3 protein-coding genes are annotated in these 2391 nt (G+C 66.9%); 2 read left to right on the forward strand and 1 reads right to left on the reverse strand.

Annotated features, from left to right (window positions below; translation table 11 throughout):
* Positions 1 to 31 precede the first annotated feature (31 nt).
* Positions 32 to 376, reverse strand: coding sequence for a hypothetical protein (locus ACFV0Q_RS31990; RefSeq protein ID WP_385010086.1), 345 nt, complete (start codon positions 374 to 376; stop codon positions 32 to 34).
* A 155-nt stretch (positions 377 to 531) separates the two neighbouring features.
* Here ACFV0Q_RS31990 and ACFV0Q_RS31995 point away from each other — a divergent pair, with 155 nt between their 5' ends.
* Both ACFV0Q_RS31995 and ACFV0Q_RS32000 read left to right on the forward strand, forming a co-directional pair.
* The gene (locus tag ACFV0Q_RS31995) at positions 532 to 825 is read left to right on the forward strand and encodes a hypothetical protein (protein WP_266574300.1); all 294 of its coding nucleotides are present in this window, start codon (positions 532 to 534) and stop codon (positions 823 to 825) included.
* A 144-nt stretch (positions 826 to 969) separates the two neighbouring features.
* On the forward strand, positions 970 to 2226 hold the full coding sequence (locus tag ACFV0Q_RS32000) for an Ig-like domain-containing protein (RefSeq protein WP_385010088.1): 1257 nt from the start codon (positions 970 to 972) through the stop codon (positions 2224 to 2226).
* Positions 2227 to 2391: the final 165 nt, after the last annotated feature.

The following is a 2391-nucleotide window of genomic DNA, read 5'->3' on the forward strand; positions in this document are numbered from 1 at the left end:
GATCCCCGGGGGCGCGGCCCTTCGCGTGTGCCTACAGGCCGCGGGAGCGGCGTACGGAGAAGGACACGAACCCGGCCCCCAGGCCCAGGCAGAGCGTGCCGCCGACCACGTACGGGGTGGTGTCGATGCTGCCGGTGTCGGCGAGCGAGAGGGTGACCACGCCGGTGGTGCCGGCGGAATCCTCCTCGGACGTCCCGGAGATGCTGCCGGTGCCCGTACCGGTGCCGGTGACGGTGCCCGTGTTGGCGGCGGCGGGCGCGCCGGTGGAACCCGCCGGGTGTCCCGGAGCCGTGGCGTTCGCCGAGGGGACGAACCAGAGGGCGGCGAGGAGGGTGGTCGCTCCCAGAGCGGTGAGCAGCGGTCGAGGTGCGGACACGGTGCGATCCCCCTTGCGGAAGCAGCGAATTGGCCGTGGGGGCAGATGCTAGTGAAAGGGGCGGGTCGCGGGAAAGTCGAGGCTGTCGCGGGCTTACTCTCCGTCGTATGAACCCTTCTGAGACATCACGATACGTACGGCTTAGGGTGGATTTGGTGCTGGAGGTGTCCGATGCGGACGCCCTCATCGGAGCCGCGCTCGCGCACATCAAGGCCGACGAGTTCATGCCGGACGAGGAGCGCGGCCACGCGGAGTCGGCCGTACGGGAAGACGAATCGGAGGCCCTGGCCTACCTGGTGGACCCGACCGACCTGGTCGCGGAGCTGACCGGAGTCGAGCTGGCTCAGGCCTCTTGGAGCAGCGAACCGGTCGAATACGACCCCGAGTCCCTGGAGTGGGACCTCGACGAGGAAGATGGTGACTTCGAGGAAGAGGCCGACAACGCCTGACCGTGGGGTTGCACACATCCGAACGGAATGTGGAACCGAACCACGTCGTAACGCGTTGTCAGGACGAGCAGGGGGTTGACGCCCCCTGCCCGGCCCGATCCCGGGAATGCAGCCTCGGGGTTTCCGGCAACGATGGAGTGACGTGTGAGGACGTACAGCAAGCGGAGAAGGTCCCTGGTGGCCGTGTCCGCGGTGCTCGGTGGCGTACTGATGCTTTCGGCCTGCAACGACGCGGGCGATGACAAGGCGAAGAACAGCACCGAAACGGGCAAGTCGCAGGCAGACGTGGACGCGGCGGCCGCGAAGGACACCTCCAAGGCGCGAATAGCCATCACGCCCAAGGACGGCGCCACCAACATCGGTCTGAACGACGCCACGAACGTCACCGTCAGCGACGGCACGCTCACCAAGGTCGAGTTGAAGACCACGGACGGCACGGCCGTCGCGGGCAAGATCACCGCCGACGGCAAGAGCTGGAAGCCGGACGGCGCCCTGAAGCGCTCCACGAAGTACGCCCTGGCGGCGACCGCGAAGGACGAGGCCGGGCGCGAGGCGCACGAGAACGCCTCCTTCACGACGGTCTCCCCGGAGAACAGCTTCGTCGGCTCGTTCATCCCGGACGAGGGCGAGACGGTCGGCGTGGGCATGCCGGTCTCCATCACCTTCGACAAGCCGATCAAGGACCAGAAGGCCGTGCAGGCGGCCATCACCGTCTCCTCCACCAGCGGCCAGGAGGTCGTCGGCCACTGGTTCGACAACCAGCGCCTGGACTTCCGTCCGGAGCAGTACTGGCAGGCGAACTCCACCGTCACGCTGAAGCTGGCGCTCCAGGGTGTGCAGGGCGCGCCCGGCATCCAGGGCGTGCAGAACAAGACGGTCACCTTCAAGGTCGGCCGGAGCCAGGTCTCCACGGTCGACGCGAAGACGAAGAAGATGACGGTCACCCGGGACGGGCAGGTCCTCAAGACCATCCCGATCTCGGCCGGCTCCCCGGACAACCCCACGTACAACGGCCAGATGGTGATCTCCGAGAAGTTCAAGGAGACCCGGATGGACGGCTCGACCGTCGGCTTCAAGAACAGCGAAGGCAAGGGCGAGTACGACATCAAGGACGTCCCGCACGCGATGCGGCTGTCCACGTCGGGCACGTTCATCCACGGCAACTACTGGGGATCCGACTCGATCTTCGGCAGCGTGAACACCAGCCACGGCTGTGTCGGTCTCAACGACGCCAAGGGCGCCAACGACCCGGACCAGCCCGGTGCCTGGTTCTTCGACAACTCGCTCATCGGCGACGTGGTCACCGTGGTGAACTCCCCGGACAAGACCATCAAGCCCGACAACGGCCTCAACGGCTGGAACATGAGCTGGGCGGAGTGGAAGGCCGGTCCCTCGGCCTGACCTGACGCCGGGACAGACGGACAGACGGACGGCGGGGAGCCGGAAGGGCTCCCCGCCCGCCCTCATACCCGTATGAATCGAAGCATAACCCCCGCTTATACCGCGCTCAGGGGGGGAGCCCAGTTTAGGGCGCCTGTTGATAACAAACAACCCGCGCGACGTGAG

This window comes from Streptomyces sp. NPDC059564 (genome assembly GCF_042735575.1).
Taxonomy (GTDB): Bacteria; Actinomycetota; Actinomycetes; order Streptomycetales; family Streptomycetaceae; genus Streptomyces.